The sequence below is a fragment of the Parafilimonas sp. genome, assembly GCF_051953455.1.
Taxonomy (GTDB): Bacteria; Bacteroidota; Bacteroidia; order Chitinophagales; family Chitinophagaceae; genus Parafilimonas.
Genome location: NZ_JBQCIT010000010.1, coordinates 18,225 through 42,448, shown reverse-complemented (window position 1 = coordinate 42,448; position 24,224 = coordinate 18,225). Strand labels below are relative to the sequence as shown.

Genomic DNA, 24,224 nt, shown 5'->3' with positions numbered 1-24,224 from the left:
CTTATTTAATATATCATATTATACAGCGGGTTCCTCCACCAAATCAAGTTCTACTCTTAAATTATCAATAATAAATTCCTGGCGCTGCTGTGTGTTCTTGCCCATATAATATTCAAGTAACTGCTGAATGTGTTCGCCCTGTTCCAGTATCACCGGCTGCAGGCGCATATCAGCAGCAATAAAACGTTCAAACTCTTCCGGCGATATTTCGCCCAGGCCTTTAAATCGTGTTATCTCCGGCTTACCGCCAATCTTTTTAATGGCCGCCTGTTTTTGGCTTTCATCATAACAATAGATTGTTTCTTTTTTATCCCGGACGCGGAATAAAGGTGTTTCCAAAATATGCACATGGCCGCGTTTTACAAGATCGGGAAAGAACTGCAAAAAGAATGTCATTATCAGTAAGCGTATATGCATGCCATCCACATCTGCATCGGTGGCAATTACAATATTATTGTAACGCAATCCTTCCAGCCCATCTTCAATATTCAATGCATGCTGCAATAAATTGAACTCTTCATTTTCATACACAATTTTCTTTGTTAATCCATAACTGTTCAACGGTTTCCCACGCAAACTAAACACAGCCTGCGTTTCCACATTGCGTGCTTTGGTAATAGAACCGCTGGCACTGTCGCCTTCCGTAATAAATATGGTTGAATTATTCTGCAGTTCTATAAAGGCATCTTTATTTTTTGATGGCGGTTCATCATTTAAATGCACATGGCAATCGCGTAATTTTTTATTATGCAGGTTGGCTTTTTTAGCTCTTTCATTTGCCAGTTTTTTTATGCCAGCCAGTTCTTTTCTTTCACGCTCACTTTGCTCAATGCGTTTCTTTAAAGCATCTGCTATCTGCGAATTCCGGTGTAAAAAATTATCTAATTCCCTTGATAAAAAGTCCTGCACAAAATTCTTCATGCTCGGGCCGCCTTCATACACAGTTTGCGAGCCCAGTTTGGTCTTTGTCTGACTTTCAAAAACAGGTTCCTGCACACGTACAGAAATGGCTGCGACAATACTCTGCCGTATATCCGCCGCTTCATAATCTTTCTTAAAAAAATCACGTATTGTTTTTACATACGCTTCACGAAAAGCCTGCTGGTGCGTGCCACCCTGCGTTGTGTATTGCCCGTTTACAAATGAAAATAAATCCTCACCATAATCGTTGTTATGGGAAAGTGCCACTTCAATATCTTCACCTTTTAAATGAATAACGGGATAACGCAATTCATCGGGATTGGTTTTGCGCTGCAACAAATCGAGCAAACCATTTTTACTCACATAACGCTTGCCATTTAAATTAATAACAAGACCGGCATTCAGATAACAATAATTCCAAAGCTGGTTATCTAAATATTCATGTATAAAATGAAAATTCTTAAACACCGTTTCGTCCGGAATAAAGGTTATCAGCGTGCCGTTATCTTCTGTGCTTTTTGCTTCTTTATGTTCTTTAATTAAAACACCTTTTTCAAACTCTGCTGTTTTTACTTTTCCCTCGCGAAAACTATCCACTTTAAAATAAGTGCTCAGCGCATTCACTGCTTTTGTGCCCACGCCATTCAAACCCACACTTTTCTGAAATGCTCTGCTGTCATATTTAGCACCGGTATTTATCTTGCTTACCACATCCACCACTTTACCCAAAGGAATGCCACGACCGTAATCCCGTATAGTAACGGTTTTACCCTGTATATTGATGTCGACATGTTTGCCGTAACCCATCGTGTGCTCATCAATACAGTTATCAATCACTTCTTTAATCAGCACATAAATACCATCATCCGGCGATGAGCCATCACCCAATTTACCAATGTACATACCCGGCCTCAAACGAATATGTTCCCGCCAGTCGAGGCTGCGAATACTCGCTTCCGTATAATCAAAATTCATCTCTGCCATAATATTTTCGAATGCCAATTTTCAATTGGCTAATTTTTATTGTTATGTAACCAGCAGTTGATACGTTGTGGCAGTCCGCCGCGGCGGATCACTCCCTGCAACTGCATGAATACTATTAAGCAAACCCAGTGCGGGCAAAAATAATATTACACGCACCAAAGCAATTTAAAGTTTTCAAAAAAAACGCTGTACGCATAGTAATACACGTATGTTTATAAGTTGCGCTTGCTAAAGTGGTACGAAGGTTGCAAACTTGCAGCAATCAAAGAATATTTTATGAAGAACCTCGCACTGGTTGCCGCTTTCCTGTCATGCATTTTTGTTGGTAACGCACAGCATATTAAAGTTTTAACCTCAAAAGAAAAGGTATCATTACGCGGCTTAAGCGCTGTTGATGATAATGTAATATGGGCAAGCGGCAGTAACGGGCAGGTGGCAAGAAGCACAGACGGCGGTAAAAATTTTGAATGGATAACCGTAAAAAATTATGAAACCCGTGACTTTCGCGACATAGAAGCTTTTGATGCCAATACGGCTGTAATTATTGCCGTGGATACACCGGCCCTTATTTTAAAAACAAAAGATGGCGGCAAATCGTGGGCCCAGGTTTTTCGCGATGACCGGCCGGGAATGTTTTTAGATGCCATGGATTTTGCAGAAGATGGCAGCGGCGTTGTTGTGGGCGACCCCATCAACAATAAATTATTTATTGCCATGACAACTGATTACGGCGACAAGTGGGTTCCGCTTAAGGAAACAGACAATGAATATACGGCAGCCAACGGCGAAGCCTTTTTTGCATCCAGCGGAACGAATATTAAAATGATGGGCAACAAAAATCAACCTTTTATTTATTTCGTTACCGGCGGCACCGATTCAAGATTATTTGTGAATGGTTCGCCTGCAGGGTTGAATATCGTGCATGGCAAGATTTCTGAAGGCGCAAATTCTGTTGATGTTGATCCCGCCATGAAAAAGATCGTTATTGTGGGCGGCGATTATGCAAATGATACACTTACTAAAAACAATATTGATGTGTTTACAATAGATGGCCAGCGATTGCTGCATGCGCCGGTGCAAATGCCGCCGCATGGTTACAGAAGCTGCGTAGCTTTCCTAACGTCTAATGTGCTCATTACCTGCGGTACAAGCGGTGTTGACGTTTCAATGGATGGCGGCTTAAACTGGAAGCTTATTTCAAGCGAAGGCTTTCATGCGTGTGCCAAAGCAAAAAAAGGCAAGGCTGTTTTTTTAGCCGGTAAAGATGGAAGAATTGCTAAAGTGGTGAACTAAGAAACGTATCACACGGAGGTTGCAATCTTTTTCCTAGCTGCACGCTGCACCAGCCACATTATGGTAAAGCTTGGAATAAAATCGGTGCCGGGCAATATTTCTTCCACAAAATTAAAGATGGCACCAAAGCCGCCTTTCCATCCGCCAAAGGAGATATAAAAAATAATGGCGGAAACGGGCGCCCACAATGCATCTCCAATTTCGCCTAATACGGGAATGGAATACGTGGCATAGCCAATAATATCCATCACAATGCAAAAGAGTAAAGAAGGTTGTTTCATTCGCTCCTATTTATTTCTCCAGTGGTCTCATGGAACGCCCTTAATATACATTCCCTTTGTGTAAGAAACGTTTGCCGGGGCGTTTCATACATTAAAGATGACTCAAAATTTAAAACGCCGCTGTGTGCAGGCTATTGTTTAACCAAAGGTTTTTATAAATCCGCTAGTTTAAAACAGTTTTCCATTTTTCGGTTTCCGCATATTCTTTAATAAGATCATTTCTTTCAACCAGGAAGCGGGTAAGATATTTTGTAAGTACAAGTTTATTGGCCAGCCTGCCTAATAAACCCAGCGGCGCACCAAATTCAAAAACATCTTTCATTATAACAAACCCATTTTCCTGCTTAAAATAATGATCGTGTTTTATGTATTTAAAAACGCCTTTTATCTGCTCATCCCTGAAATGGAACGGTCTTTCAAAAGCCGTAATTTTTGAAGTCAATTTTTGCTTTATACCAAAATGAGTTGCCTGCCAGGTAACCGTTTCATTTAGTTCTATCAGGCCGCTTGTTCTGCCAGCAATTGCCTTTTCTTTCGTTTGCGCTGTGGAAATGGTATGCAAATCAATGCTGCGGGAAAGATCGAAGCAAATTTCGATGGGCGCATTAACGCGGGTTTGTAAATGAATAACAGGCATACTAGAAAATTGCAGAAAAGCAAATAAAGCATTAATTGCCACACACAGAGATGATGTATGCGTAATTCGTAACTTTTATTTTTCTGTGCATCTCATGCACCCAAACTACGCTTAAAATTGTGCGTCTTTAAACAAATTCGAAAAACGGGCAAGCTTATAATTGTTTAATTTTGCGGCGTAAATCAATCACTTCATCGTTCATATACACTGAATGGAAATTACCGCAAAAACAGCCGAAGAACTACGTCTTACAGCCGAAGAATTTGAACTGATAAAACAAAAACTCGGGCGCACGCCCAACTTTACGGAGCTCTGTGCCTTCAGCGCTATGTGGAGCGAACATTGCAGCTATAAAAATTCTATTAAATGGCTAAAAACCCTGCCCCGCGATGGCGGCCGCATGCTCGTTGCCGCCGGTGAAGAAAATGCCGGCCTCATGGATTTGGGCAACGGCTGGGGCGTGGTATTTAAAATAGAAAGTCATAATCATCCATCTGCTATTGAGCCGTTCCAGGGTGCAGCAACCGGTGTGGGCGGTATTCAGCGGGATATTTTTACCATGGGCGCCCGGCCCATCGCATCGCTCAACAGCCTGCGTTTCGGCAATTTAAAAGAAAAGAAAAACCAGCGCCTGCTGGCGGGTGTAGTACATGGTATTGGTCATTACGGCAACTGTTTTGGCGTGCCAACCGTGGCCGGCGAAACCTATTTTGAGGATTGTTATGCTACCAATCCGCTGGTAAATGCGATGAGCGTTGGTATTGTGCAGGTTAATAAAACTGTAAGCGCCACGGCTAAGGGCAAGGGCAACCCTGTATTTTTTGTGGGAAGTGCAACTGGGAAAGATGGTATTGGCGGCGCATCTTTCGCCTCCGCTAATATTACAGAAGAAAGCACGGAAGACCTGCCGGCCGTTCAGGTGGGTGACCCTTTCCAGGAAAAGAAATTGCTGGAGGCCTGTTTGGAAGTAATTGATACCGGCGCCGTTGTGGGCATGCAGGATATGGGCGCTGCAGGCATTATTTGTTCCTGCAGCGAAATGAGCGCCAAGGGCGAAGTAGGTATGCGCATTGATCTGGATAAAGTGCCCACACGCCAGCAAAACATGAAAGCCTGGGAATTGCTGTTAAGCGAAAGCCAGGAACGCATGTTGATCGTGGTTGAAAAAGGTAAGGAAGAAGCTGTATTGAAAGTGTTTGATAAGTGGGATTTGCCCTGCAGCCAGATTGGCGAGGTGACCGATGACGGCTTGCTAAGCTTTTATCAAAATGGTGAACTGGAAGCACAAATTCCTGCATATGATTTAGTGCTGGGCGGCGGCGCCCCGCAATATGAACGTGGATATAAAGAACCCGGTTACCTTAAAGAAGTTGCTCAATTCAACATAAATAATGTAAAGGATATTGAAAGCAATACCGAATTAAAATCTCTTGCAGAAAAAATAATTCAATTGCCCAATATTGCCAGTAAACGCTGGATTTATGTGCAGTACGACAGCATGGTAGGCACAGCCAACGCCAGCACCAATGCACCCAGCGATGCGGCTGTTGTTTTGGCAAAAGGCACCGGTAAAGCGCTGGCCGTTACCGTTGATTGCAATGGCCGTTATGTAAAATCAGATCCGCATAAAGGCGCTATGATTGCCGTGGCAGAAGCAGCCCGCAATATTGTTTGCAGCGGTGGTGAGCCTATTGGTGTAACCAATTGTTTAAACTTTGGCAATCCCTATATTCCCGAAGTGTATTACCAGTTTGTAAAAGCCGTGCAGGGTATGGGTGAAGCCTGCCGCAAATTCAATACTCCGGTTACGGGTGGTAATGTTAGTTTCTATAACCAGAACCCCGAAGGGCCGGTTTACCCCACGCCTACAATTGGCATGGTGGGTGTGCTGGATAATGCTGATGATAAGATGACGCTTGATTTCAAAAATGATGGCGATGTGATCGTTCTCATCGGCACACAAAAAAATGATATTGGCAGCAGCGAATACCTGCATAAAATAAAATGCGTTGAATTATCGCCGGCACCTTATTTTGATATTGATGAGGAATTTGCTGTACAGAAATTCATCAGTTCCATCATAAAAGAAAAAGTTATTACAAGCGCCCACGATATAAGCGAAGGCGGTTTACTGGTTACACTGCTTGAAAGCGGCTTTAACCGTAATCTTGGTTTTGATGTAGCCGGCGATACTGAAGGTTTAAGAACGGATGCTTTCTGGCTGGGCGAAGCGCAAAGCCGTGTTGTAGTAAGCTGTTCAAAAGAAAAACTACAGGAGCTGAAACATAAAGCCGCTTCTGCAGGAATAGATATTGCAGTATTGGGCGCGGTTACATCATCAGCCATAAAAATTAATGGCGAAGATTTTGGTGATATAAAAAACTGGAAGAACAGGTATGATACGGCCATTGAAAAAATATTAAACAATTAGTGGAAAAACAACCATTGATATTAATTACGGGTGCTGCCGGTTTTATCGGCAGTTGTGTTGTTCAGCTTTTTAATGAACAAGGCAGGGAGAATATTGTACTGGTAGATAAGTTTACCGACCTGCAGAAAGAGCGCAACTGGAAAGATAAAAAATATAAATACCTCGTTGACCGCGAGCTTTTGCTGGAATGGCTTGATGAGAATAAACCCAATATAGAATTCATTATTCATTTGGGCGCCAGGACTAACGTAAGGGAGAAGAGCAATACCGTGCTGCAGGAAATGAATGTGGAATATTCAGAAGATGTATGGAACTATGCAACGGTGTATAATATTCCATTGGTGTATGCATCATCCGCTACTACTTATGGCAATGGCGAATTAGGATTTAATGATGATGATAAGCTCATCGGCGATTTTCAACCCTTGAATGAATATGCTGCCAGCAAACACAATTTTGACAAATGGGCTGTTCAGCAGTTAAATGCACCGCCATATTGGGCCGGCCTTAAGCTCTTCAATGTTTATGGCCCAAATGAATATCATAAAGGCGAAGGTTGCAGCATAGTATTAAAAACCTTTAAACAAATACAGGAAAATAATACTGTAACATTATTTAAAAGCAACAGCGAAAGCTTTGAAGATGGCGGCCAGTTGCGTGATTTTATTTATGTAAAAGATGTGGCCAAACTTATATGGTGGATGTATAATGCCATGATAGAAAAACAATGGCCCCCTGAGAAGAACGGCCTTTATAATGTTGGTACGGGCAAAGCCCGCAGTTTTAAAGACGTTGCCATACTTGTGTTTAAAGCTTTAGGCAAAGAGCCTAACATTATTTACACTGAAATGCCGGAAGATATTGCCAGTGGTTTTCGCGGATTCAGTGAAGCAACAACTGTTAAGCTGAAACATGCAGGTTATAATGAACCATTTACTTCGCTTGAAGAAGGCATTGAAGATTATATAAAGAATTACCTTGCTGAAAGACCTGCATAACCCTGTTCAATCAAGATTCAGTAAAAAACGGTTTATATTTTTCACTATGGAAGGGCCTTCATAAATAAAGCCCGTCCATACCTGCACCAGCGAAGCGCCCGCATCCAGTTTTACTTTGGCGTCTTCTCCCGTAAAAATACCACCGCTTGCAATTACAGGAATTTTATTATCTGAATTTCTGATTAAATATTGCAGCACTTCATTTGATTTTTCAAATACAGGTTTGCCGCTTAATCCGCCTGCTTCCGAAGCTTTTAGCTTTGAACTTTCAGCTTTCAGCCCTTCTCTTGAAATGGTTGTATTTGTGGCAACGATGCCATCAAGCTTTACTTCAAATGCAAGGGCAATAATATCATCAAGCTGTGCATGGTTCAGGTCAGGTGCAATTTTAAGTAACAGCGGTTTTTGTTTTGAATAGGTATAATTAATGGTTTGCAAATGTGCCAGTATTTTTCTCAGCGAATCTTTCTCCTGCAATTCGCGCAGGCCGGGCGTATTGGGTGAGCTCACATTCACCACAAAATAATTAACACAATCAAACAATTCACGAAAACAAATATCATAGTCTTTCCAGGCATCTTTATTAGGCGTTACTTTGTTTTTGCCAATGTTCCCTCCTATCACAAGACTATTATCTTTAAGCCTGTCAACCTCCTCAAGCCATTCATAAAGGCGCTTTTTAATTGCATGTACGCCATCATTATTAAAACCCATACGGTTGATCAATGCTTTATCTGCAGGCAGGCGAAACAAGCGGGGTTTATCATTGCCTGGCTGCGGTTTGGGCGTTACAGTTCCTATTTCCACAAATCCAAAACCTAGCGCTTTAAGTTCTCTTAAATACAAGGCATTTTTATCAAAGCCTGCTCCCAGGCCAACCGGGTTTTTAAAGTTTAAACCAAAAACATTTTTTTGCAGGGAAGGGTTATTATCCTCAAAACTCCTTTCAATAATTTTTTTGGCAAATGGAATATTACAAGCCGTTTTTAAGCTGTTCATTGCAAAATAATGAACCGCTTCAGGATCAAAATTAAACAGCAGCTTGCGCACAGCAGAATAAAACATATTGCGAAGATAAGAACGTGAAACGTCAAACGTGAAAAGGCTAAAAGATTGACTTCTTCTCAACCAATCAACCTATCAACTTTTCAACCTATCAACTATTCAACTTAGGCGGCTTCGTTACATACTTATTATTTTTTATTAAAAACCGGTAAGGCAGTAAAGCATCTTCAGCCGCATAATCAACACCAATACGGGTTGCAGTAATTATATCTTTTTTTGTTAAAACATAATCATCGGCTGCAATAAAGAAATGGTCGCTTCTCAAATCAATACCGGTATGATGCGTATAAATGCCCAGCGCTTTTGAAACATTGCCCGGGCCGCTCGTTAACGTATAATCCAACTTTTTTTTACGGGTACGCGCAAGCATGACATCAATACCAATAAGCGGTTCTGCTGCACGAACAAGCACTGCATTGGGTACGTCTTTCAAATTGGTCACCACATTAAATAAATGGTGAATTCCATAACATAAGTACACATAAGCAGCGCCACCATTGGCATACATAATTTCGGTACGTTTGGTGCGGCGGTTATTGTAAGCATGCGAGGCTTTATCAACAATTCCGTTATAAGCTTCTGTTTCGGTAATGCGGGCAGCCGTAAGTTGTTCATTAAAATAGGTAACGATTATTTTACCCAACAATTCCTTTGAAATTTTTACAACATCTTTGCGCATATAAAAATTTTCATTTAACATTTTCAACGATGCTAAAAATTGCTGTTCTTTCGTTGTAAGCCTGTCTGTAACCATCAATTGAATTACATTTAATATCTAAAATTAGTACCTGTTGCTTAAAGAGATCATTATATCCATACAGAGTTATTACAAAGCGCATTATTTTATACGTGAACATAAGCTTTGGAAATGGATAATTATTCCCGGTATTATTTACTGTATCCTCTTTGTAATTTCCCTATATTTTTTTGGGTTAACGGCTAACAATTTTATAGAATGGCTTAGTTTAAAAACCGGCATAAAAGCATGGCTTGCTGAAAACGGTTCGGGCCTGCTTGGTTTTCTTTTTGCATTCGGAGGCATAATGCTCTGGCTTATACAAATGCTTTTTTATTTTTCATTATTTAAATATATATGGCTGATTCTTGGCTCACCTGTATTTGCTTATTTAAGTGAAAAAACCGCATCGATTATTGAGGAAAAAGAATTCGAGTTTGATGCAAAGCAATTCATTAAAGATATTTTCAGGGGAATAAGAATTGCGTTGCGTAATTGTTTATGGCAATCTGTTTACATGATTTCAATATTAATATTATCATTGATACCAATTGCCGGATGGCTTACGCCCTTACTTGCTTTGCTGGTTGAATGTTATTATTATGGCTTTTCCATGCTCGATTATAGCTTTGAAAGAAAAAAGATAAGTGCATCAGACAGCATATATTTTATCGGCAATCATAAAGGCCTTGCTATTGGCAATGGGTTAATGTTTTATTTAATACAGGTTGTACCGATAATAGGCTGGGTGCTTGCACCAACATACGCCGTAGTTGCTGCAACGCTAAGCCTGCATGAAGCAAAAGATATTATTCCTTCAAATACCGAAGCCTGATGCCAACAGCAACCATTTATCTCGTCCCCATTGTTTTGCATGAAGATGAAATTGCACTGCAAACAATTCCTTCCTATATAATTAATGCCGTTAAACAATGCAATATTTTATACGCGGAGAATGAACGCACTGCAAGAAGATTTTTAAAAAAAATATGGAAAGAGATTGATATTAATGCTTACACCTGGCATACAATTCATAAGGCTGAAACGGAAGTGCAGCAAAGCTTTAAGAACGATATAGCACAACATAAAACAATTGGTATAATGAGTGAAGCCGGCTGTCCCGGCATTGCCGATCCGGGACAAATGCTCGTGCATATTGCACAGCAAATGCAGGCAAAAGTGATACCACTGGTTGGCCCTAATTCTATCATTCTCGCATTAATGGCCAGCGGCATGAATGGTCAAAGTTTCCAGTTTGTTGGTTATTTGCCGGTGGATGCACACGAACGCAAAAAGAAAGTTATTGAACTGGAAAATGAATCCATTAAAAAAAGGTGTACACAAATTTTTATTGAAACACCTTATCGAAATAATCAATTGGTAAATGATATTCTCACAACTGCAAAACCTGAAACGCAATTATGTATTGCTGTAGATATAACAGCTTCAACAGAATCTATTCAAACCAAAAAAATAAAAGACTGGAAGAAAGAAAAAATTGAACTGCATAAAATGCCGGCGATCTTTTTGCTGTATGGTAACGGCTAAATCAATTCCTTTTGAATTCCTCTATTTTAATTAACAGAAGTCAATAAAATCTTTATGCAAAAAAAGAGAGGCTTCCTTTCAGAAAGCCTCTCTTTTATTACATCAATTATTTATTAATACCCGGCATTTTGTTTTAAAGCGCCGTTACTTCTGTCAAGCTGATCCTGTGGAATCGGGAAGTAAGTATCCTTATCTTCATCGAAAGTAATGCCTTTATTATTGGGCAAGTATTTGCCTTCAAAAGCGGAATAGCTTTCTATTGCTTGTTTAGCAATTCCCCATCTAACAAGGTCAAAGAAGCGATGGCCTTCCATAGCAAGTTCAAGCCTCCTTTCAAAACGCACCGCATTGCGTGCGTAGTCTGCATTGGGAAATGATGGATATAAGCCCACTTTATAAGCTGCAGCAGGCTTACCATTCACTGTTACCCCTGGCAATTTAGCTGCTCTTGCACGCACATCATTTACCATTATTAATGCATAACCAAGATCGCCTGTTTCAATAGCACATTCCGCAGCCATCAAATACACGTCAGCTAACCTGATAATGTTGACATTCAATCCTGTTATATAAAGAGCGCCTGATGCAGTATTAGAGGCAAAATCAGCAGCGTTAATCATATCTTTTATACCCACAAACGGGCCTGCATAAGCGGGGTCACGAATCCAGCCATCACCAGCCATTACTCCCCAATCCCTGTAAGGAACACCCCTGCGGCCTGCTGTATAATCCAGCCGCGGATCAAAAGCGATATTTTGGTCTACTTTATAGTTGTCCTTTTCAGTTCCGGATAATCCAAAATCAGATAGATAAGGGTTGTTCCTGTAACTGTTATCAAGGTAAGGTAACCCATTTGCATCTACCCTATAGGCATTAACCAAATCAATAGAAGGCTGGTTAAATCCGCAACAATTAACGGGGGCACTTCCATATAATCCGCCCAACATATCACCCACATTGCCATTATCGCCACTTTTATCAGCGTTAATAACATTTTGCACTGTAAATATAGATTCAGGTCCGTTTTCTGTGGCAATATTGAAATTGTCATCAAACGGAATTGAAGTAAGTGTAGGCCTTGCAGCAATAACTGTTTTAAATAAAGCAAGTGCTTCGGCATATTGTTTCTGATACAAATACACTTTGCCTAAGTATGCCTGTGCCGCTATTTTTGTAGATCTTCCAACATCGCCCAATGGTGGGGAAGCAGGCAGATTGTCTGCGGCAAACTTAAGGTCTTCAATGATTTTAGGCATCACGTCTACATCATTAGTGGCAGCAGCCGCATCAGGAGTTGACATGGTTTCATCTATGTACGGGATATTTTTGAATATCCTGTACAAAAAGAAGTAATAATGTGCTCTCAGCATTTTTGCTTCTGCCTGAATTTGTGTTGCCCTTTCATCACTAAATTTATCGGTTGATCCGCTTTGTACCTGGGCCAAAACAGCAAGTGTATTATTACAGCGAATGATACCTTCATAGTAATTTCTCCATGTAATAGCCAAATTATCATTTACACTCGTTGGTACGTGGTGCTCAATATCATTCATAAAACTCTGGTCAGAACTGTTACTGCCTTTATGAGCATCATCAGCAGCTACTTCACCAAATAACCACATACTTGGGGCCGGCGCATAATTACCCCATGTTCCATTAATGTTTCCGTTCATTAATCCATAAGCACCTATAAGAAGATTTTCAACTCCTTTTGTTGTTGTAATCTGGTCGGTTATAAGCTGCCCTTGCGGTGTTTGATCAAGAAAGCTATCCTTGCAGGAAACGACCGAGATAATAAAACCTGCTATAATTATATTGCGTATTCTGTTCATATTTTATTTTTTAAAGCTTCACGTTAGAATTAAAAAGTTACGTTTACACCAAGTAAAAACTGCCTTGACATAGGAACTACACCTATATCAACACCAGGTGCACTGTAAGTGCTTGAAATCTGGCTTACTTCCGGATCCATTCCGCTATATTTTGTTATAACGAAAAGATTTGTGGCGCTTACATAAGCTCTTAAGTTGCTGATAGCATTTTTAAGTGCTCCCTCTATTTGGAAATTATAACCAATTTGAAGATTCTTCATCTTAAAGAAAGAACCGTCCTGAACATAGTAGCTGGATGACTGCATTTCAACATTGGGGCGGCCTCTGTATGGAGATGGTATCATACTGCCTGTGTTGTTCGGACTCCATGCGTTCAGCATTCTTGTTGTAACAGCACCGTCAAATCCACCGAAGTCGGTGTAATAGCGGGTCATGTCGAAGAGGTCATTACCTGAAGAAGCATTAAAGAACATAGATATGTCAAAGTGCTTATAAGAAGCATTAAATCCTAATGAGTATATAAACTTCGGCATTGGGTTTCCGATAATAGTACGGTCATTAGCATCTACAATGCCATCAGGCTTACCGTCTGGTCCGGAAATATCAGCATATTTTGGTCCACCAACCCTTGCATCTTCGTAAGAAGGACCTTTTGTTACATCTTCCTGGTTTTGATAAATGCCAATCATCTTATAACCATAAAAAGAACCAAAGGCGTAACCAGGGTATAATATTGATGTGGTAATCGCTCTTATTGTATTATACTGGACAAACGGTATACCCGGTGCTAATTCCACAATTTTGTTTTTGTTAGCAGAAACATTACCCGTCAGGTCAAACCTGAAAGCATCTTTGCCTGCTCCGGTATAATGATAAGTCAAGGATACTTCTACCCCTTTATTATTCATCTTACCTATATTAAGATAGGGAGATGAGCCACCTCCAACTGCAGAAGCCGGTTGCGGTACAGGGTACAGCATATCCTTTGTATCTTTATTATACCAGTCAACACTACCTTCAAGTTTATTATTGATTATGGTGAAATCAAGACCAATGTTCAGAGACTGGGCCTGCTCCCACTTAACATTCGGGTTGTCGTAGGAATTTACCCATAAACCGCTTTGCGGTGCGCCACCACCAATAGGATAATAAGAAGTATTGATACTTGCCTGGTACCTCCTCAAATATTGAAATGAAGGAATATCCTGGTTACCGGTTATGCCAAATCCTGCACGTATTTTAAGGTCATTCAGCCAGGAAACGCCTTTCATAAACTCTTCCTGTGACAACCTCCAGGCAACACTTCCAGCCGGGAAAACAGCATATCTTTCGTCGGGGCTAAAATTAGAAGATCCATCGCGACGTACGGTCCCGGAAACCAGGTATCTGTCTTTAAAAGCATAATCAATGCGTCCAAATAGAGAATACAATGAGCTTGCATAAGCTGAACTACCGGAACTCGTGCTTGATGCAGTACCCAAAGTATAATAATCAGTATTTCCGTAAAGGAAATAACCGTTTCCATAACCATCAAGCGTTCTGCCCTGGTTTTTGATCGCTTCTGTTCCGGCTAAAACTGTAAGGGTATGTGCATTGTTGAAAGTTTTTCTATAGGTAAGCGTATTGGTCCATGTCCAGCTGCTTGCATAGCCCTGGTGCTCGTCTATAGAATTCCTGTCGATGCTGCCTTCCGAAAATTCGGGGTTTGGTACAGTAAAGCCCTGCCATTTGAAATTGTTGTACTGCATCCCGAACGTCGTTTTTAAATTCAGCCCTTTTATAATCATCAGGTCTGCATAAGCACTACCAAAAAACTGGTTATTATTACTTATGTTGTTTCTTGATCTGTATAAAACAGCCAGCGGATTTTCGGAATTACCCAGTTTATCACCCCTTGTACCTGCAAAATTTCCCATGATATCATAAACAGGAATAATGGTTTGCATGCGGTATACCCAGCCGATAGGAGAACCTTCGCCCTGGTATTCACCGGAAACATTCCTGTTTGTGGCAAAACCCTGGTTTTTGTCGTAAGAGTACTGCATGTTCTCTCCTATTGTGAGGTGGTCATTTAAAGTATTAAAACTTGTATTTGCCCTAACAACAGCTCTCTCGAAACCGGTGTATTTTATAGTACCTTCCTGTTTAAAATAATTTCCGCTTACGGCATAAGTAGAATTGTTCCCACCTCCCAGGATACTTAACTCATAGTTTTGCATAGGTGCATCTTGTGTTATAACACGCATCCAGTCTGTACCCTGCGGATTTGTTTTTGTAATCTGGTAAAAAGTAGAAGAATTCTGTGAATAATTGTATTTGGAAGGATCAGCATCTGCGGCTGTAACATCATGCCCTGTTTTAGTGCCTGCCACCAGGTATTCAGCAATATCCGGTGTTGTGGGAGATGTTCCATAATTAGTCCCCGTTGTTGATGTTAATCCTGGGGTTTGGCCTGCATTTATGAACTGCTGATAAAAATAATTTGCATACTGGGTAGGATTCATAAAATTGGGATAGCGGCTGCGATTGGGTGACTGAGTTCCATAATAAGCATTTAATGAAACTTTTGAAGGAACACCTTTTTTGCCTTTGCGGGTTGTAATAATAACCACACCATTATTAGCCCTTGATCCATAAATAGATGCTGCAGAGGCATCTTTTAACACCTGCATACTCTCGATGTCCTCAGAGCTAAGCCAGCTTAATTTGCCTTTATACGGCATACCATCAATAATAAATAAAGGATCATTATTATTGATAGTACTAAAACCCCTTATTCGTATTTGGGGAGTTGAGCCCGGAGCACCATCGTTTATGATCTGTACACCGCTGGCCTTACCCTGCATAGATTCTATCGGGCTTGCTGCAGGCTGGGATTTTAGTTCATCCATGTTAACAACGGCCACTGAACCTGTCAGGTCTTTTTTACGCTGAGCAGAATAACCGGTAACAACAATCTCTTCCAGCGAAGAGGCTGATTCTGTAAGTTGTACATCAACATTTCCTGAAGAGGCATCAACTTCTGCGGGGGCATACCCAACAGAACTAATAACGAGAATCGTGCTGCCGGCAGGCAGGTTGATGGTGAATGAACCGTCTGCAGCGGAAGCCGTTGCAGTATTAGTGCCCTTTACGGTTACGGTGGCAAAGCCAACCGGTGTACCGTCTTTGGCATTGGTAACTTTACCCGTGACTGTTTTTTGCGCAATTGCTGAAAAACTTAATAAAAAGAACAATAGAAAACTGGCGCCAAAGCGCATGCAATCGTTTTTTTGTCTCATAAGAATTGATAAGAAGTGATGAATAAATAAGCTATAAGACAGCTAAGATTAACATTTCATTGCATCTATCCAAAAAAAAATATAAAAAATGTACTTTTTAGATAAAAATAACCTTCTATTAATCAATAAAGTAGATGAAATTGAATAAGGAGATGGACAAAATAGTATCATTTTAAAAAGACCTTTATTTTTCATCTGCTAACAAAATCTAGAAATCTTTAAATCAACACATACCTTCAATCTTCAAATATTCATCATGCTTTATCTAAAAAAATGTGTGATCGTTTTTGCGGTTATCCTCACTGCTCTTTTCGTTTTTACCAGGTGTTCTTCCGGTGAAAGTGCTGGCAGGGATTCACGGGGTAGCCAATATGCAGGCTCAGAAAGTTGTATTTCCTGCCACCAGGACGTTGCCAACTCCTATGTACATAACAGCCATTATAAAACTTCCGGTAAAGCTGATTATAAGTTTCTAAAAAGCATTATTAATGCTGCCAATAACACAATCAATTTCCAAAACAATCAAAAAGTAATTATAAATAATAAAGACAGCGTATTTTACCAAACGGGTTATAAAAATGACCAGAAAGAATTTTCAAAAAAAATAGATATTAGTTTCGGCGCGGCAATTAAGGCCCAAACGTATGGATATTGGCAAGACAGCCAGCTGTATCAATTGCCCTTAACCTACCTTACAAATGAAAAGCTATGGACAAACAGTCCGGGATTTCCCATTGATCATCCTTATTTTACCAGGATTATACCCAGCAGGTGCCTGGAATGTCATACGTCGTTTGCCCGGGTTAACGAACAAAGGGAAGGCACTTTATTGCAAATAAAACAGGTTTATGATCCAGCCTCCATTATATATGGCATTGATTGTGAACGATGTCATGGCCCTGCAGCACAACATGTAAAATTCCAGGAAGAAAATCCCGGCGTTAAGGAAGCGAAATTTATTACATCTATCAAATCGCTGACAAGGCAACAGCAGGTAGATTTGTGCGGTACATGCCACTCAGGCGATCCTATAAAAATTAAATCTATTTTCAACTTTGTACCGGGCGACACTTTATCCAGGTATTATCTTTTTTATAATCCCGCCTCCGGCGAACCGGATGTACATGGCATGCAATTACAACTATTACAGCTTAGTAAATGTTTCCGTCAAAGTAAAATGACCTGTATAACCTGCCATGCGCCACATCAATCGAAGGAAGATATGGAAGCGCAGATCAATCAATGCGTATCCTGCCATCAGCAAGTAAACCATAAAATTGACATAAAGGTTTCTGCGAATAATTGCATCACCTGCCACATGCCCTTACGTTCATCAAAAAGCCTCGATTTTAATAATGAAACAGAAGCCAATAACATCCACTATATGCTGAGAACACACCGGATTGCCGTTTACCCTAAAAACGAATGGAAATGAGTTAAGGGCTATCAACATCTTCATATTTCTCAACCCATTCCACCTCCTTATCTTTTTTAAACCAGGTAAGCTGTCGTTTGGCGTATTGGCGGGTATTCGATTTGATTTTTTCAATGGCTTCAGCCAGGCTGCAATTTCCTTCGAGGTAATCAAATACCTCTTTATATCCAACGGTTTGCAGCGCATTCAGATTCTTATAAGGCAGCAACGATCTCACTTCCTCCACCAACCCTTCCCTGATCATTTCATCTACCCGCGAATTAATATTTTCATGCAATTGCTGTTTAGGCAGGTTGATGCCGATTTTCTTTACTTGGAAATGCCGCGTTTTCTTCTCCTGTTTCCTCAATAGAGTTATTGAAATGCCGGTTGATGTTATTACTTCAAGCGCCCGCATTAAGCGTTGGGGATTTTGCTGTTCAGCCTGCTGCCAGAATACCGGGTCTTTCTCCTTCACTTCGTTTTGCAACCAGGCTAAACCCTGCAGGTTGTATTGCTGGATGATGGTTTCCCGGATTGATGGGTCAATTTCGGGCATGGCATCCAGCCCTTCGCAGAATGCTTTTATATACATGCCTGTACCGCCCACCATTATCGCTACATTATTATTGGCAAATATTTCTTCAACAGCTTGTAAAGCATAGGTTTCAAACACCTGCGCATTTACATTATCATGAATAGAATGAGAGTTGATGAAATAATGTTGAATGGATTGCAGCGCTGCTTCGGGCGGTTTGGCTACGCCAATGTTCAACTCCCTATAGCATTGCCTTGAATCAGCAGAAATAATACTTGTTTTATAATGTGCAGCCAATTGTAATGACAATGCCGTTTTGCCTGATGCCGTTGGCCCAACAATTATAATTACGGTTTTCTGCATGTTTTAAACTGCTGATTAGAAAATGTAAAGTCAATGGAATAGCGCCTGGAAGGCCGGTGCAATCAACTTCAGGTAAAAATAATTTTAATGATGGATTCTGCCATTATGAAAAATCCTGAATAAAAGCCTGCACATTCTTTTCTGTTGAGAAGAATCCGGCAAGACGCTCAATCACATCTTCCACAACGGCATCCGGGCAGCTTGCACCGCTGGTAATTAAAATGCGTAACGGCTTTTTGGAGGGCATATAACTTTGAGTAAGGTATTCCTGCTTGGTGCGCCAGTTGCAATGCATAATCTCTGTTGAAGACAAAATTTTATCGGCGCTGCTTATAAAAAATGTAGGCAGTTTTTCTTCACATAATTCCACAAGATGCGAAGTATTGCTGCTGTTGTAACCGCCAACTACTATGGCTATATCTGCCGCTGTATTCAGCAAATCGGCTACGGCCGTTTGGTTATCGTTGGTGGCATAACAAAGCGTATCCCTCGTATCTGCAAAACGCTCCTGAATATTTTTATCATCAAGGTTATAATGTGTTTTTACAACCTGTTTTAAATAGTCGGCAATAGCCTGCGTATCAGTGGCAAGCTGCGTGGTTTGATTCACCACACCAAAACGCTGCAGGTCTTTTGTAATATCAAAGCCATTGGAGTAACGGCCATTAAATTCCTTATAAAATTCTTCCGCCGGTTTTTTACCTGTAATATAGTTGGCCAGTTCAACCGCTTCGTTCATATCATTCACAATAACCGTTGGCGTTTTAGATGAAGCATGTGAAAATGTTGCCCTTGTTTCTTCATGCTTTGGTTTGCCATGCACCACAATACTGTACCCCTTACCGGCAATTTGTGCGCTTCGGTTCCAAACCTTTTCTACAAAGGGACAGGTGGTATTATATTTTTCGGATTGAATGCCTTTGCGCTGCAACAAGGCTTCAATTTCAAGCGTAGTACCGAAAGCCGGGATCAGTACAATATCATCTTCTTTTAATGTTTCAAAGGGGATAAGCTGTTTGCCATAAGTATCCTGTAAAAACTCAATTCCCTGTTCTTTAAGATCGGCGTTTACCTGCGGATTGTGAATCATTTCACTCAGCAAAAAAATTCTTTTACCGGGATTTTCTTCAATGGTTCTGAAAGCTATTTCAATAGCATTTTCAACACCATAGCAAAAGCCAAAATGCCTTGCGAGATAAATTTGCAGCGGGCCAAAATCAAGCAGCGTGGGTGTGAAATCTTTCTTCAGTTTATCCTCACGTTTCCTTTTATTTTTTATAGCTGTAATAAGCTCACTGCGGTATATATTGGGAACTGCAAATTGCTTCATAAACTGCGCAAAGTTAAGATTTGCTGAGAGATAAGAAGTTAAAAGAACACACAGGAGTTTAACTGTTCACGGAGTTTACTCCTATTCGGCCAACTCGTAATCATGAACCGTATTTGTTCAACCTACAACAGCCTGTTTTGGAATAATAAACGCAATCAGTTCATCCAACGCCACCCCCGCCCTGCTGCAGGCATCATTTATTTCATCCCGCGAAACGTTTGCCGCAAAAGATTTTTCTTTCAGGCGTTTCTTTACACCTTTTACATCCATGCCTTCATACCCGTTTGGCCGCATTAAGGAATAAGCATGGATCAACCCGCTTAATTCATCAAAAGCATAGATCATTTTATCCATTGCGGTTTGTGGTTCCACGCCAAAATGCAATGGGCCGTGGCTGGCGATGGCATGAATAATTTCAGGATCGATATTCCTGCGCTCCAGTTCTTCAATAATTTTTCTGCAATGTGTTTCCGGCCATTGGTCCCAGTCTGCATCATGTAACAAACCGGCAAGTTCCCAGCGCCATGCATCGGCATCAGTTAAACCTTCTCTTTCTTTAGCCCATGCATACATTACCGCAGCCACCTGTTTCATGTGCAATTGCAGGCGCGGGTTTTTCACCCAGTCATTCAACAAATTATACGCATCTTCTTTTGATAAAACTTTGCCTGCATTGGCCGGGTTACCAAAAGTCTGACGGCCTAAGTGTAACGACATAAACAATAAATTTTAAGAACAAACTTAACAGATGGGGCTGTTATCTTCTATATAAAAATCAACAACTGTTGCGGCTATTCATTGCAAGTCCGGCACCGGCCATTACACAACCCTTCACCGGGCTTTCCATTTCTATCCGGCAGCCCTTCAGCAGTTGATTATGCATCAACAGGCAAATACATAAAACAACACATCAATTATTAATGCAGGTGACTAAAACTTCTTACCAGCATAAAAGGTTTTGAGAAACTGAACGCCGCCCGTGAGGTGCGCCCAGGCCGTACTAAAATAATGACCGCAGAGCTGGCGGTAATTTTCGCTTTGCTTTTTAAGCAGACTGCGGGCAGTATCCCGCGTTTGGGTGGCCATGCCGGTGCCGGCATCATTGGCCAGCACAATATTTTGCTGCGCCAGGAATGCGGAGAAGAAGTTGAAGATGTGTGAGGCACCTGGTGTGTGCCCGGACGTAAAACCCAGATTGCCGGAAGCTGGTATTTTTAATTACCTGCCTTTTGGCCTCTGCCCTGTAAAAAATATAATATTGAACCCATAACCGGCAGGAAAATAACGACGATAACCCAAACAGTTTTATTTACATCTCTTTTAAAATTGCTTTTTAAGATATCAACCAGGGCAATAAGCGGAAGCACTAAAACAATAACTATAAGGATTAATTCGTAAAGGGCAAGGTTTCCCATTTTATATATTTAATTGTTGACGGCGTTGCAACTGTTTTTGATAGGATGTACCAAAGAAACAACATTTTGCTGAAAAAAGTGAGCGATGCCTGGCACTTGTAAGTGTCTTGCGGCCAATCTTAAAGTGCTGTAAAAAATAAATCAGGAAAATGCACAAATGAAACTGCTGCAACTGAGCATGCGAAGCGCTGTAAAGGATTTATGCATGATCATTAAACTGCAGCTTCAATTAATCGTTAGCCGTTCACACCATCATTCCACAATCCGCAGCTTCGCATAATTCAGCATGATCTTTTTTTCGCCGTTCAATTCAAACTTTACGGTTGCAATGGGATTATGGGCACTGCCTTCCAGTTTGGTCACTAATCCATAACCAAATTTCTGGTGCTCCACTTTCTGGCCTTCCTGCAAATTGGTGGTGTCGCTAGGCACAAAATCTTTTGATGGAATATGCTGAACCGTTTGCGGCGGCTTGCTGATTAACCCGGTGGGCAATGCCGAAGATTTTGATGCCGGTGGCTGGCGGTTTGCGTTTGAGAATTGGGTATTCCCTTCAAAGCCACGGTGCATTCTTGCAAATGCGGAACCCATATTGTTTATACCGCTGTGATTTCTTGCGCCGCCGCCTGCATACGTGCGATCTAAAAAGGCTTCGGGCAATTCGTCTAAAAAGCGGCTGGGTTCATTTTGGGTTAAGCTGCCAAAACGATAGCGTGCATTGGCATGGGTTAAAAACAAATGCTTCTCGGCCCTGGTTACCGCCACATAAAACAAACGTCTTTCTTCTTCCAGTTCTTCGCGTGTATTTATACTCATGGCATTTGGAAATAATGTTTCTTCCAAACCGCCCACAAATACCACCGGAAACTCCAAACCTTTGGCGGCGTGTATCGTCATCAGCTTTACCACATCAGCATTCTCATCTTTTTCATCTGCATCGGTTAATAATGTTATCTGCTGCAGGTAAGCGCCAAGACGTTTATCGCCCACTTCACCCTCTTCATTGTCCGGGCTTTCGGTAAATTCTTTTATGGAGTTGAGCAACTCCTGCACGTTCTCATACCTGGCCAAACCTTCTGTGCTTTTATCGTTAAAAAGCTCTTTTACAAAATTGGTATGCTTGCCCACCTGCACCGCAACATCGTATGCATTCTTTTGTTCCAGCATGCTTTGAAAGTAGCGGATCATGGTTACAAAATTCTGAATGGCTTCAAGCGTGCCTGCTTTAAAACCAAACTCTGAAGCACGGTTAAGCACATCCCAGAAAGTTATGTTTTGATCGTTGGCGAAGATGACGATCTTCTCCACCGATGTTTTACCAATGCCGCGAATGGGATAATTAATGATGCGCTTTAATGCTTCTTCATCCCGCGTGTTTACAATTACCCGCAGATAGGAAATAAAGTCTTTAATTTCTTTTCGCTGGTAAAAGCTGATGCCGCCGAAAATTCTGTAAGCAATACCCATGCGGCGAAGGCTTTCTTCATACGAACGGCTTTGTGCATTGGTGCGGTAAAGAATGGCAAAATGTTTATTGTGATAATGATTGCGCAGCTTTTGTTCCTGAATGGTATCGGCCACATATTTACCTTCATCATTATCCGTCATGGTGCGCACCAGTTTAATTTTTTCACCATGCGCATTCTCTGTCCATAAACTTTTTGGCAGTTGCCCCTTATTATTTTTAATGACTTCATTGGCAACATTTAAAATGCTTTGCGTGCTGCGGTAATTCTGCTCCAGCTTAATCACTTTCACATCATCATAATCCTGCTGAAACTGCAAAATGTTTTCAATGGTGGCGCCGCGGAAACTGTAAATGCTTTGCGCATCATCGCCTACTACACAAATATTTTCGTTTACAGCGGCGAGCAATTTCGTTATCTGGTACTGAACGGGATTGGTGTCCTGGTACTCGTCAATTAAAATGTATTTGAATTTATGCTGGTATTTGTGCAGCACTTCGGGAAAGTCGCGCAGCAGTTCATACATCTTAAATAAAAGATCGTCAAAATCCATTGCGCCGTTCTTGAAACAGCGTGCCTGGTAAGCTTTATACACCTGTGCCAAAGCGGGGCGGTTGGCGCGCATATCTTCCTGCTGTAAATAATAATCTGTTGCATATTCATCAGGCCCGACTAATGCATTTTTTGCAGATGATATGCGGTTATGTACAACGTTTGGTTTATATAACTTATCGTCGAGGTTAAGCTCGTTTACCACTGTTTTTATAACAGAGCGGCTGTCGTCTGTATCGTAAATGGTAAAGTTGTTTGGATAACCAATGCGATGTGCTTCAGCTCTTAAAATTCTTGCAAACACGCTGTGAAAAGTGCCTATGTAAAGGTTGCGGGCTTCGTTGTTGCCGAGAATTTTTTCCACGCGCTCTTTCATTTCGGCGGCGGCTTTGTTAGTGAAAGTGAGCGCAAGAATATTAAATGCATCAATTCCGTTTGCCATTAAATGTGCAATACGCGTGGTAAGCACTTTTGTTTTGCCGCTTCCCGCCCCGGCAACGATCATTAAGGGACCGTTAATATGGGTTGCTGCCTCACGCTGCGGCTCGTTCAATCCTTTCAAATAATCCTGCATGGGCGCAAGTTAACTTCCATCCTAAAAAAGGGAATAAAAAATTATTGACAGCCTAAAATATTTCAAAATTTTAAGGGTAATTTTATAGAGGTACTGATACTCCATTTCAAATAACAAAATGGTTCCTTACAAGGATGCCGGTTTAGGGCCGGCCTTTAATGCATAAAAAAAGAAGCCAGCGGTTTGGATTGCATCAGCTTTAACAAATCTTCCCGTTTCATGGGTTTAACAAGGTAATCAATCACTGGTTCATATGTTAATGCCTGCTCTTTATCGGCGTTATTTACGGAAGATGTAACCATTACCACCCGGATGTTTTCTTTATAGGGAAAATCTTTCAAAGCGTTAAGCAGGCCCCAGCCATCCAGCACGGGCATGGTAATGTCAAGAAATATCAGAATTATTTTTTCTTTTGAAATCAGCTTTTCCAATAATTGCAGCGCTTCTTCACCATTTGCACAAATATGAGTTGAGTATATAATGCCCAGTTGTTTCAGCAAGGCCCCGGCTATTAAACTAAATATGGGGTCATCATCCACTATCATCACAAGAAGATGCATTTGGT

20 protein-coding genes are annotated in these 24,224 nt (G+C 41.0%); 7 read left to right on the top strand and 13 right to left on the bottom strand.

Annotated elements, in window-relative coordinates:
* Window positions 1-18: 18 nt before the first annotated feature.
* Window positions 19-1,905 carry a DNA topoisomerase IV subunit B gene (locus tag ACTHN6_RS03815; RefSeq protein WP_440434390.1) on the bottom strand — a complete coding sequence of 629 codons (1,887 nt, stop codon included), beginning with the start codon at window positions 1,903-1,905 and terminating at the stop codon, window positions 19-21.
* 276 nt (window positions 1,906-2,181) lie between these two features.
* On the opposite strand from ACTHN6_RS03815, the gene ACTHN6_RS03810 reads away from it, so the two are divergent.
* Complete coding sequence (locus tag ACTHN6_RS03810) at window positions 2,182-3,198, top strand: WD40/YVTN/BNR-like repeat-containing protein (RefSeq protein WP_440434389.1); 1,017 nt, start codon at window positions 2,182-2,184, stop codon at window positions 3,196-3,198.
* Window positions 3,199-3,206: 8 nt separating this feature from the next.
* Here ACTHN6_RS03810 and ACTHN6_RS03805 read toward each other — a convergent pair whose 3' ends face one another.
* The gene (locus tag ACTHN6_RS03805) at window positions 3,207-3,479 is read right to left on the bottom strand and encodes a hypothetical protein (protein ID WP_440434388.1); all 273 of its coding nucleotides are present in this window, start codon (window positions 3,477-3,479) and stop codon (window positions 3,207-3,209) included.
* Between the two features lie 163 nt (window positions 3,480-3,642).
* Entirely contained in the window at window positions 3,643-4,116 is a 474-nt protein-coding gene (locus ACTHN6_RS03800) for an SRPBCC family protein (protein ID WP_440434387.1), read from the bottom strand.
* 211 nt (window positions 4,117-4,327) lie between these two features.
* On the opposite strand from ACTHN6_RS03800, the gene purL reads away from it, so the two are divergent.
* Together purL and rfaD are read left to right on the top strand one after the other, a co-directional pair.
* Window positions 4,328-6,547: a phosphoribosylformylglycinamidine synthase subunit PurL gene (purL, locus tag ACTHN6_RS03795; RefSeq protein WP_440434386.1), complete on the top strand. Its 2,220-nt coding sequence runs from the start codon at window positions 4,328-4,330 to the stop codon at window positions 6,545-6,547.
* Window positions 6,547-7,545, top strand: coding sequence for an ADP-glyceromanno-heptose 6-epimerase (gene rfaD, locus ACTHN6_RS03790; protein ID WP_440434385.1), 999 nt, complete (start codon window positions 6,547-6,549; stop codon window positions 7,543-7,545). The genes purL and rfaD overlap by 1 nt, the downstream gene beginning before the upstream one ends.
* Before the next feature lie 6 nt (window positions 7,546-7,551).
* On the opposite strand, the gene ACTHN6_RS03785 is transcribed toward rfaD, so the two are convergent.
* The gene (locus ACTHN6_RS03785) at window positions 7,552-8,610 is read right to left on the bottom strand and encodes a quinone-dependent dihydroorotate dehydrogenase (protein WP_440434384.1); all 1,059 of its coding nucleotides are present in this window, start codon (window positions 8,608-8,610) and stop codon (window positions 7,552-7,554) included.
* Between the two features lie 91 nt (window positions 8,611-8,701).
* A complete protein-coding gene (locus ACTHN6_RS03780; protein WP_440434383.1) occupies window positions 8,702-9,364 on the bottom strand; it encodes a DNA-3-methyladenine glycosylase in 663 nt (220 codons plus the stop codon).
* A gap of 37 nt (window positions 9,365-9,401) precedes the next feature.
* On the opposite strand from ACTHN6_RS03780, the gene ACTHN6_RS03775 reads away from it, so the two are divergent.
* Together ACTHN6_RS03775 and ACTHN6_RS03770 are read left to right on the top strand one after the other, a co-directional pair.
* Window positions 9,402-10,181 (top strand): EI24 domain-containing protein, encoded by a 780-nt coding sequence (locus ACTHN6_RS03775; RefSeq protein WP_440434382.1) that lies wholly within the window; start codon window positions 9,402-9,404, stop codon window positions 10,179-10,181.
* Window positions 10,181-10,894: an SAM-dependent methyltransferase gene (locus ACTHN6_RS03770; protein WP_440434381.1), complete on the top strand. Its 714-nt coding sequence runs from the start codon at window positions 10,181-10,183 to the stop codon at window positions 10,892-10,894. The genes ACTHN6_RS03775 and ACTHN6_RS03770 overlap by 1 nt, the downstream gene beginning before the upstream one ends.
* Window positions 10,895-11,007: 113 nt before the next feature.
* Here ACTHN6_RS03770 and ACTHN6_RS03765 read toward each other — a convergent pair whose 3' ends face one another.
* Both ACTHN6_RS03765 and ACTHN6_RS03760 read right to left on the bottom strand, forming a co-directional pair.
* Complete coding sequence (locus tag ACTHN6_RS03765) at window positions 11,008-12,726, bottom strand: RagB/SusD family nutrient uptake outer membrane protein (RefSeq protein WP_440434380.1); 1,719 nt, start codon at window positions 12,724-12,726, stop codon at window positions 11,008-11,010.
* A gap of 29 nt (window positions 12,727-12,755) precedes the next feature.
* Window positions 12,756-16,007: a SusC/RagA family TonB-linked outer membrane protein gene (locus tag ACTHN6_RS03760; RefSeq protein WP_440434379.1), complete on the bottom strand. Its 3,252-nt coding sequence runs from the start codon at window positions 16,005-16,007 to the stop codon at window positions 12,756-12,758.
* A gap of 256 nt (window positions 16,008-16,263) precedes the next feature.
* Here ACTHN6_RS03760 and ACTHN6_RS03755 point away from each other — a divergent pair, with 256 nt between their 5' ends.
* Window positions 16,264-17,442: a multiheme c-type cytochrome gene (locus ACTHN6_RS03755; protein WP_440434378.1), complete on the top strand. Its 1,179-nt coding sequence runs from the start codon at window positions 16,264-16,266 to the stop codon at window positions 17,440-17,442.
* A 1-nt stretch (window position 17,443) separates the two neighbouring features.
* Here ACTHN6_RS03755 and miaA read toward each other — a convergent pair whose 3' ends face one another.
* The 3 genes from miaA to ACTHN6_RS03740 form a co-directional block, all read right to left on the bottom strand.
* Window positions 17,444-18,322, bottom strand: a complete 879-nt coding sequence (gene miaA, locus ACTHN6_RS03750; protein WP_440434377.1) for a tRNA (adenosine(37)-N6)-dimethylallyltransferase MiaA — start codon at window positions 18,320-18,322, stop codon at window positions 17,444-17,446.
* Between the two features lie 103 nt (window positions 18,323-18,425).
* Entirely contained in the window at window positions 18,426-19,652 is a 1,227-nt protein-coding gene (locus ACTHN6_RS03745; RefSeq protein WP_440434376.1) for a 4-hydroxy-3-methylbut-2-enyl diphosphate reductase, read from the bottom strand.
* Between the two features lie 117 nt (window positions 19,653-19,769).
* The gene (locus tag ACTHN6_RS03740) at window positions 19,770-20,369 is read right to left on the bottom strand and encodes an HD domain-containing protein (protein ID WP_440434375.1); all 600 of its coding nucleotides are present in this window, start codon (window positions 20,367-20,369) and stop codon (window positions 19,770-19,772) included.
* A gap of 291 nt (window positions 20,370-20,660) precedes the next feature.
* On the opposite strand from ACTHN6_RS03740, the gene ACTHN6_RS03735 reads away from it, so the two are divergent.
* The gene (locus ACTHN6_RS03735) at window positions 20,661-20,813 is read left to right on the top strand and encodes a hypothetical protein (protein WP_440434374.1); all 153 of its coding nucleotides are present in this window, start codon (window positions 20,661-20,663) and stop codon (window positions 20,811-20,813) included.
* Between the two features lie 53 nt (window positions 20,814-20,866).
* Here the strand turns inward: ACTHN6_RS03735 and ACTHN6_RS03730 are convergent, their stop codons facing one another.
* The 3 genes from ACTHN6_RS03730 to ACTHN6_RS03720 form a co-directional block, all read right to left on the bottom strand.
* The gene (locus ACTHN6_RS03730) at window positions 20,867-21,067 is read right to left on the bottom strand and encodes a PLD nuclease N-terminal domain-containing protein (protein WP_440434373.1); all 201 of its coding nucleotides are present in this window, start codon (window positions 21,065-21,067) and stop codon (window positions 20,867-20,869) included.
* A 252-nt stretch (window positions 21,068-21,319) separates the two neighbouring features.
* Window positions 21,320-23,659 (bottom strand): ATP-dependent helicase, encoded by a 2,340-nt coding sequence (locus ACTHN6_RS03725; RefSeq protein WP_440434372.1) that lies wholly within the window; start codon window positions 23,657-23,659, stop codon window positions 21,320-21,322.
* Between the two features lie 155 nt (window positions 23,660-23,814).
* Complete coding sequence (locus tag ACTHN6_RS03720) at window positions 23,815-24,219, bottom strand: response regulator (protein ID WP_440434371.1); 405 nt, start codon at window positions 24,217-24,219, stop codon at window positions 23,815-23,817.
* Window positions 24,220-24,224: the final 5 nt, after the last annotated feature.

Coding starts and splice junctions, on each gene's coding strand:
- ACTHN6_RS03815 (WP_440434390.1), bottom strand. CDS start 1,905: ATGGCAGAGATGAATTTTGATTATACGGAAGCGAGTATTCGCAGCCTC.
- ACTHN6_RS03810 (WP_440434389.1), top strand. CDS start 2,182: ATGAAGAACCTCGCACTGGTTGCCGCTTTCCTGTCATGCATTTTTGTT.
- ACTHN6_RS03805 (WP_440434388.1), bottom strand. CDS start 3,479: ATGAAACAACCTTCTTTACTCTTTTGCATTGTGATGGATATTATTGGC.
- ACTHN6_RS03800 (WP_440434387.1), bottom strand. CDS start 4,116: ATGCCTGTTATTCATTTACAAACCCGCGTTAATGCGCCCATCGAAATT.
- purL (WP_440434386.1), top strand. CDS start 4,328: ATGGAAATTACCGCAAAAACAGCCGAAGAACTACGTCTTACAGCCGAA.
- ACTHN6_RS03785 (WP_440434384.1), bottom strand. CDS start 8,610: ATGTTTTATTCTGCTGTGCGCAAGCTGCTGTTTAATTTTGATCCTGAA.
- ACTHN6_RS03780 (WP_440434383.1), bottom strand. CDS start 9,364: ATGGTTACAGACAGGCTTACAACGAAAGAACAGCAATTTTTAGCATCG.
- ACTHN6_RS03770 (WP_440434381.1), top strand. CDS start 10,181: ATGCCAACAGCAACCATTTATCTCGTCCCCATTGTTTTGCATGAAGAT.
- ACTHN6_RS03765 (WP_440434380.1), bottom strand. CDS start 12,726: ATGAACAGAATACGCAATATAATTATAGCAGGTTTTATTATCTCGGTC.
- ACTHN6_RS03760 (WP_440434379.1), bottom strand. CDS start 16,007: ATGAGACAAAAAAACGATTGCATGCGCTTTGGCGCCAGTTTTCTATTG.
- ACTHN6_RS03755 (WP_440434378.1), top strand. CDS start 16,264: ATGCTTTATCTAAAAAAATGTGTGATCGTTTTTGCGGTTATCCTCACT.
- miaA (WP_440434377.1), bottom strand. CDS start 18,322: ATGCAGAAAACCGTAATTATAATTGTTGGGCCAACGGCATCAGGCAAA.
- ACTHN6_RS03745 (WP_440434376.1), bottom strand. CDS start 19,652: ATGAAGCAATTTGCAGTTCCCAATATATACCGCAGTGAGCTTATTACA.
- ACTHN6_RS03740 (WP_440434375.1), bottom strand. CDS start 20,369: ATGTCGTTACACTTAGGCCGTCAGACTTTTGGTAACCCGGCCAATGCA.
- ACTHN6_RS03735 (WP_440434374.1), top strand. CDS start 20,661: ATGACCGCAGAGCTGGCGGTAATTTTCGCTTTGCTTTTTAAGCAGACT.
- ACTHN6_RS03730 (WP_440434373.1), bottom strand. CDS start 21,067: ATGGGAAACCTTGCCCTTTACGAATTAATCCTTATAGTTATTGTTTTA.
- ACTHN6_RS03725 (WP_440434372.1), bottom strand. CDS start 23,659: ATGCAGGATTATTTGAAAGGATTGAACGAGCCGCAGCGTGAGGCAGCA.
- ACTHN6_RS03720 (WP_440434371.1), bottom strand. CDS start 24,219: ATGCATCTTCTTGTGATGATAGTGGATGATGACCCCATATTTAGTTTA.